General features: G+C 64.7%; 7 protein-coding genes and 1 pseudogene. 3 read left to right on the top strand and 5 right to left on the bottom strand.

Features of this window, described 5'->3' with window-relative positions; translation table 11 throughout:
* Positions 1–209 (top strand): isochorismatase family protein (locus tag JWP83_RS14445; RefSeq protein WP_297730991.1); only part of this gene is annotated, 209 nt, incomplete at its 5' end.
* 108 nt (positions 210–317) lie between these two features.
* Positions 318–477, top strand: a pseudogene (locus JWP83_RS14440) (cytochrome P450); the annotation flags it as partial.
* Between the two features lie 453 nt (positions 478–930).
* Here the strand turns inward: JWP83_RS14440 and JWP83_RS14435 are convergent.
* The 5 genes from JWP83_RS14435 to JWP83_RS14415 form a co-directional block, all read right to left on the bottom strand.
* Complete coding sequence (locus tag JWP83_RS14435) at positions 931–1,665, bottom strand: SDR family oxidoreductase (RefSeq protein WP_297730989.1); 735 nt, start codon at positions 1,663–1,665, stop codon at positions 931–933.
* Between the two features lie 288 nt (positions 1,666–1,953).
* Positions 1,954–2,805 (bottom strand): N-acyl homoserine lactonase family protein, encoded by an 852-nt coding sequence (locus JWP83_RS14430; protein WP_297730987.1) that lies wholly within the window; start codon positions 2,803–2,805, stop codon positions 1,954–1,956.
* 95 nt (positions 2,806–2,900) lie between these two features.
* On the bottom strand, positions 2,901–3,893 hold the full coding sequence (locus JWP83_RS14425) for a hypothetical protein (RefSeq protein ID WP_297730985.1): 993 nt from the start codon (positions 3,891–3,893) through the stop codon (positions 2,901–2,903).
* A gap of 63 nt (positions 3,894–3,956) precedes the next feature.
* Positions 3,957–4,550 carry a carboxymuconolactone decarboxylase family protein gene (locus JWP83_RS14420; protein WP_297730983.1) on the bottom strand — a complete coding sequence of 198 codons (594 nt, stop codon included), beginning with the start codon at positions 4,548–4,550 and terminating at the stop codon, positions 3,957–3,959.
* 67 nt (positions 4,551–4,617) lie between these two features.
* On the bottom strand, positions 4,618–5,187 hold the full coding sequence (locus JWP83_RS14415; RefSeq protein WP_297730981.1) for a carboxymuconolactone decarboxylase: 570 nt from the start codon (positions 5,185–5,187) through the stop codon (positions 4,618–4,620).
* Positions 5,188–5,308: 121 nt separating this feature from the next.
* Here JWP83_RS14415 and JWP83_RS14410 point away from each other — a divergent pair, with 121 nt between their 5' ends.
* A complete protein-coding gene (locus tag JWP83_RS14410) occupies positions 5,309–6,271 on the top strand; it encodes a LysR family transcriptional regulator (protein WP_297730979.1) in 963 nt (320 codons plus the stop codon).
* The last annotated feature ends 466 nt before the right edge of the window (positions 6,272–6,737 follow it).

Here is a 6,737-nt window from a genome sequence, read left to right as displayed (position 1 = left end):
CCGCGCGAGCCAGTGCCGACCTCGGGTACCGGACCGTGGTGGTCTCCGACGCCTGCTCGACCACATCCGAGACCGCCCACAACGCATCCCTGGCATCAATGGCGATGCTCGCCGAAATCGTGACGACCGACGACCTGCTCGCCACGCAAGATCGCCACACGCTGAAACAACCGCCACTCATCGCTCAACGGGGTCAAACCTTCGAGTAAGCAGGCCATCTTCGATCACTAGTCGAATCAATGCGACTGGCGAAGACAGCAATTCGAGGTATCCCGGCTGGTCACCACGCGCACAACACGGCGTGGTACACAAAATTCTCCTTCGGCGGTGGTGTCCACTACTCGGCGCGCACCTGGCCCGACTCGAGCTCGCCGAAGCAGTACGCGTCATCACACCCCAATGCCCAACCCCCATGCGCACCGGCCGCGCCCCTGGAAACCCATCAACCTGGTCTCCAGACCAACCTCTCTCCCAATCGAATTCGACCCGCGACCTGGTGCGTCTCAACGAGGTGGCGGATCCGCCATCGGTCCGCCATCAGTCGTGAGATCCCTTTGCGCGGCGTAAGCGGCCGCCGAATTGTCAATCGGCATTCGATTGGTTGACCACATCTCACAGCCCGATATGCCCGCGCCGAGCCGGCGTGAAACTGCAGTCAATCGCTCGTCGCTTACAACGACGGCATCGCCGTTCTCATCGTGTCCAGTAACAACACGCCGCGCTTGCATTGTCATGGCAATACCCATCTCCTGGAGGCCCCGATTCGGGGGCAGTCGTCACTCTTCTTGGTTTTTCGTTGACCGGGTCGGGGTTCAGAGGATCAGGCCTTTGGTGGTCACGTGTGGCAGCCTTGCCATATCGGCGAACCCGCGTTGGTCGTGGGCCCGACTGGGGTTTGGTGAATGCACGTTCGGGCCATGATTTCGGTGTTCATCGCCGACCGCCGTCGATGGCCACGTCGGTACCGGTGATGTAAGAGGCTCGGGGGGACGCCAGGAAGCCGATGAGGTCAGCGACCTCCTGCACTTGCCCGGCGCGACCTAGTACGGTGGTCTCGCCAATGGCATCGAACAGTTCCCGTTCGGCGGCGTTGGTGTCGACCGGTCCTGGGGAGATGGAGTTGACGCGGACGCCGGCGGGTCCGTATTCGGCAGACCAGGAGCGGGCCAGAGAGGCCAGGGCGGCTTTGGTGGCGCCGTAGGCAGCGGTTGTGGGCTGACCGACGGCGCCGGCACGACTGGCGACGTTGATGATCACGCCATGCCCGCGGACCACCATCGGCGGCGCGAGTACCGACACCAGCAGGTAGGGCGCTTGCACGTTGGCGGCGAACAGCTGAGCCAGGTTGTCGGCGGACAGCTTTTCAGTCGGGCCGAACCAGGCAAATCCCGCGTTGTTGACCAGGATGTCGACGTCACCGACCTCGGTGGCCAGCCGCAGCGCCTCTGCGGGTTGGCCCAAGTCGGCACCCACGAATCGGGCTGAGCCTCCGGCACTTTCGATCTCTTTGACCACAGCGATGCCGCGCCCGGCGTCGCGGCCGTGCACGATCACGGTTGCCCCCTGCGCGGCCAGCTGTACCGCGGCGGCCCGACCGATCCCCGATGTCGCCCCGGTAACCAGCGCAACCTTGCCTTCCAGATTCCGATCGACGGTGGGACTCATTGTCACTACTCCTCCAGCGCGTGTACCGATCCGTGTGATCCGTACCTTCAACTAATTAGACCGACCTGACCAAAGGTGCCAACATCGCACACGTGCGCTGCCGACACCCAAGCGTGCTGTGCGATCCACAGGATCAATTGCTTTGCCCAGCGGGGCTTATGGTGGTCCGTGCTGCGGCGTGGAAGGGCTCGCGTTCGCCGGGTATCGGACCGTGAAACTGTCAATTTAATTCCTGTGCAACCTCCTAACCGGCAACCCACGCCCTGCCGCAACCCGCTGTCACGGTGCTTAGTCGTCGGTGAGGGTGATGCGTTCGGCCAGTCGCTGTTCAGCGAGTGGATCGTGGGCGGGCAGCAGCACGGTCGGTTCGGACCGGGCGAATGCGGCGATGCGGTCGAGGGTGTTCAGCGACACCCCGATGTTCTCGGAGAATCCGTCGACGATGCGCTGCTTGAGCAGTTCCTCGTCGTAGGTCGCGTCGCCAGCGAGGAAGTAGGTCACCTCGCGGGTGCGGACCACCACCGACATGTGGCCGGCCATGTGACCCGGGGTTGGGACGGCGAAGACCGTCCCGTCGGCGGTCAGTGGGTAGCTGCGGTCGAATGACTGCGCGGGCGGCCCGTCGAGGGTGACGCGGCGGGGTGCGAACCACGACGGCCACTCTCCGGGGACGGCGCCGAGTAAGGAACCGGTGATGCGTGGGCGGGCGACTTCGAAGTTCTCGTCGGAGACGACGATGTCGGTGCCCTCGAAGTGGTCCATGCCGTCGGCATGATCGTGGTGCAGGTGGGAAAGCACCAGGGATTTGAGGTCCTTGGTCGGGTCGATGCCCAGTGAGCGCAGCCGGGGGCCGATCTCATCGTCGGGTTCGACGTGGATGTCTACCGCGCGGCTGAAGAAGGGGTTCCACCACGGGAACCAGCCGGGCTTGGTGCTGCGGGCGCACTCGCCGCTGTCGAGCAGGAGCAGCCCTTCGTCGTGTTCGATCAGGTAGGTGTAGATCGGCAGCGGCTGGGTCCAGTCCCGGTCGAGGATGATGGCCAGCCGGCGACGCCACCTCGGTTTGCTCATGTCGGTGGCGCGGTGTGACGGGCGGATGCGGATGGTGCCGGTTTTGACGGCGCGGATGGTGGTGGCCATGAGCTGCTCCTGTCGGTGGGAAAGGCACTGGTTGGCGGGGGTCAGCGGCGGGAACCAATGAAGGCCGGTTGGCTGACGGGCTAGTCAGCCGGCGCTCATCGTGCGGGCTGTTCTGGGTCGAACTGCGCCCGCAGAACGCGTGCGGGGCGGATGATTTCGTCGCTGCCCGGGCGGTGGTACGTGGTGGCCGTGTGGCCGCCGTCGGTGGTGACGTAGGCGATGCGGCCGTAGTCTGTGCGTCCGCGTGCCCAGGCCGCGCTTGAGGGTCCGACGAGTTGTTCGGTGAAGGGATCCCCCGCCACGACGCTGCGGGTGACACCGTCATCGCCCGGGTGGATCGGCACGCGCACGATGGTGTTGTCGGTGTGGGTGGTCAGGTAAGCCACGCTGACGTTTTCCTCGAGGCAGAAGTCGTCGGCCGTGATGTCGGCGGCGACGATTTCGGGCTGGCCAGCCGGCGTGTGTGTAGCGGGGTCGACGGCCACACGCATGAAAAGCTTTTGCGCCGTGGACGTGTAGTACACGGCGTTGGTTCGTGCGGCGTAGCCAATGCCGTTGATTCCGGGCTGCGGGCCGAGCGGCGAGGTGAAGCCGTTGTCGGGATCGGGAGCCATGGTGTGGTGGCGCAGCCAGACCGAGGCGGTCGCGGTAAGGCCGTCGTCGGCCAGGTCGACTCGCCAGATCACGCCTGCCAGCGAGTCGGCTAGCAGAATGACGCGGGGGGCGAGCAGACACGAGCCGTTGAGACCGGCGGGCTGATCGAAGGTCAGGACCCGTGTCGGCTTCACGGGTGCGCCGGGGATCCAGCCGCGCATATCGAATCGCTCGAGGGTGGCCTGGTCGAGCGTGCTGACGTAGAAGATGTCGGGCTCGGTTTCGACGATGCCCATCGCAAAGCCATCGAAGGTGTGCACAAGTACCGGGGTGATGGGCGGCTCGCCGGTGGGGGCGGGCACATACCAAAGTTGCTTGTGGTTAAGGACGGTCACCAGGATTGAGCCGTCGGCGCGCACCGCGAGGTTCTCCAGGAAGAAGTGCTCCGGAAAGCGGGCGATTGTGGTGATATTCGCAGGTGCGGTGGTTGCCATGGTGGCCTCCTTTTCTGGTCGTGATGGCTTGAGTGGCTGTTCACCGACGCCGTCGCACATGGTCTAGTGCGGCGCGGGTACCTCGAACAGGGTGAGCGCCGCGCAGACCGTGTGGTATTCGCCCATCAGGGCGGCGATGTCGAACAAACCCGTTGTGCCGAAGGCGTGTTCGGCCTCGCGATACAGCTCGTCGTCGACGCGGTGGCTGGTTGACAGTTGGCGCGCCAGACGCGCTGCGATCTTCTCGTGTTCGCTCAGGTCGTCGGGTATACCGGCGTTGGCAAGTGTCGTGACGGCAATCTCGGAGAGGCCGGCGTTGCGCGCCAGAGCACAGTGCGCGTAGAGCTCATACTCGGCACCCCACACGGCGCCCACCGCGATGATCACCACTTCGCGCACCCGCTTCGAAAGCGTCGTGTAGGTCGACTCGGCGGCCTGGAATTCCGAGAACTTCGCCGCCACCTCGGGGTGCAGAAGGAACGTGTTGTACGGGCCGATCAGCCGCCCGTCGGCGGTCGTCATCTGTACCCCCGCCTTGTTGCTCAACGGCTCCCACGTAGCCTTCAGCGCCTCGAACAGGTCGCGCTGTGCGCCGGTCAGTGTTGTGGGATCGGCAAGCGGTAGCCGCCCGCCCAGGGTTTGGCTTGGCTTGGTCATTGTCGCTGCTCCTTGTCTAGGTTGTGCTGGTTGTTGTTGTCGGCCGTCCGGCGCGACGGTTGTTTGGCTATGGGATGAGACCCGCCGCGTGAGACGGGACGTCGTAGGCGGCCAATGTCAGCGACACGCCGGTGAACCAACCCAGCAGGACGGTCACATCGACGATGCCCTTGTCGCCCAACAGCTCCCGCGCCCGCTGGTAAAGTCCTTGCGGCACCGCGCGCGGGCCGATCAACGCCGACGTGAGTTCATAGACGACCTGTTGGCGCGGGTCGTCGAAAGACGTTGGTAACCCGGCGATCAACGCCTGAACCTTGTGCGGCGCCAAACCACCGGCGACCTGCCCGATCTGCTCGTGTTCGGAGTTGCTGTAGGCAGCGTGCCACTTTCCGTTGATGAGATTGGTGGCGATCTCGATCTCGGCTTTGGTCAGCATGGATTCGGTCTGAAAGTACGCGCCGGTGGGTGTGATGGTCTGCAGCAGCTTGGGGTTGGCCAACCAGATTTTGCTCGGGCCGGGCAGATGACCGCGCATCCCGAGGGTGAAGTCGTAGGCCGCTTTCATCTCGGGCGCCAGATGCTCGACGGGAACCTCCTGGTATCGGCCGAATGTTCCCGAGTCTGAATTATCGGTCATGTGATCGCCTCCGTTTCTCCGCGTTGCTGCTCACGTGTTGAAGTCAACGCGCCCGCCAGCAGCCTGATAGCGGCCATACCGTGATTGGGTCACAGCGATATCTTTTAGATATCGTGGTGGTGTGGATGTCCGGCAGCTCCGGTACGCGTTGGCTCTGGCAGAACACCAGCACTTCGGCCGGGCGGCCGCGGCGGTCGGCATCGCTCAGCCGCCGTTGTCCAAGGCGATTGCTCAGCTCGAACGCGAGGTCGGCGCCAGGCTGTTTGATCGCACCAGACAAGGCGTGTTTCCCACCGCGGCCGGCGACGCTCTGCTGGCCCGGGCGCGTCGCATCGACCAGGAACTCAGCGCGGCCGCCCTCGACGCCCAACGAGCCGCGCGAGGAGAAACCGGCAGCCTGCGGATCGGTTTCATCAGCTCCGCGCTGCTGTCGATGCTGCCGCCGGTGCTGCGCAGATTCCGGGCCGAACACCCTGAGGTGCGGCTACAGCTGCAGGAGATGGTGACGGTGGAAAGCAGCCGGGCCCTGGTGGCCGGTGAACTCGATGTCATCATCTGCCGCGGCGCGCCACGCGGGCGTGGAGTCCAGCAGCTGGTCAGCGTGGCGGTCAGCCGCGACTACCTGATCGGCGTCGTGAGTACCAACCACCCGTTCGCCGGCCAGCAACGGATCAGCCTCGATCAGCTACGGCGCCAGCCGCTCGTCATCGCACCGCCTCAGGATGAACCTGCCGTCATGAAATCGATGCGCGACGCGCTTCCGGACTTAGGTGCCTGGCCCGGCGTCACCCACGCAGCTAACGCGCAGACCATCATGGGCCTCGCGGCGTGCGGGTTCGGCGTCGGTCTGGGCCCACAGGACGTGCGAACCGCCCCACGCCCGGATACCTGGATCTTCGATATCCGTCCGCGGGTCGCCCTGCCCAGCCTGACGTTGGCATTCCGATCCGAGCACCGCTCTCCGAGTCTGACCGCCCTGCTCGATGTCGTCGCCCAAACCTGCCCCGTCGCACGCCCTGCGCTGACGCGCCTTCATCGCCCAGCAGCCGAGCCCGATCAGCGCCAGCCGGGCCGGACAGGCTAGATCGTCATAGCTTGACCGACTGCCTACAAGCGGTCAGACCTGGCACCCGCTGCCGTTAAAGATGTTGCGGGACTGAGGATTCGACCGCCGACCTACACACCGCCAGGGCCGCGCGTGACGTATGTCTCGGTATCCGATCCGCGACAACGTCAATCGGGCAGCGGGGAGGGCGGTATCTGCGGGCACCACCGCGCTGGTGATGGTGCCAATTTGTCAGCGAAATCGCACTGGGATGATCTCAGTTATCGAGAAGGAAACCGATCCGTCTCGAACGACGGGCAAGTCGGCCAGCCGCTCTGCGGCGGTCTCGATATCAGATGCTCCTGTGTTGTGGCAAGGGTGTCGGCGTCGGGTGAAGACTGACCCCTGATCGTCGGCTGAATTTGGACCCCCTCCGTAGACGCTGAGGAAGTGATGTCTGTGGAGGATTGGGCTGAGATCCGCCGGTTGCACCGTTCGGAGGGAA

The organism is Mycobacterium sp. (assembly GCF_025965855.1).
Lineage (GTDB): Bacteria > Actinomycetota > Actinomycetes > Mycobacteriales > Mycobacteriaceae > Mycobacterium.
This window is presented reverse-complemented; position numbering and strand designations above follow the sequence as displayed.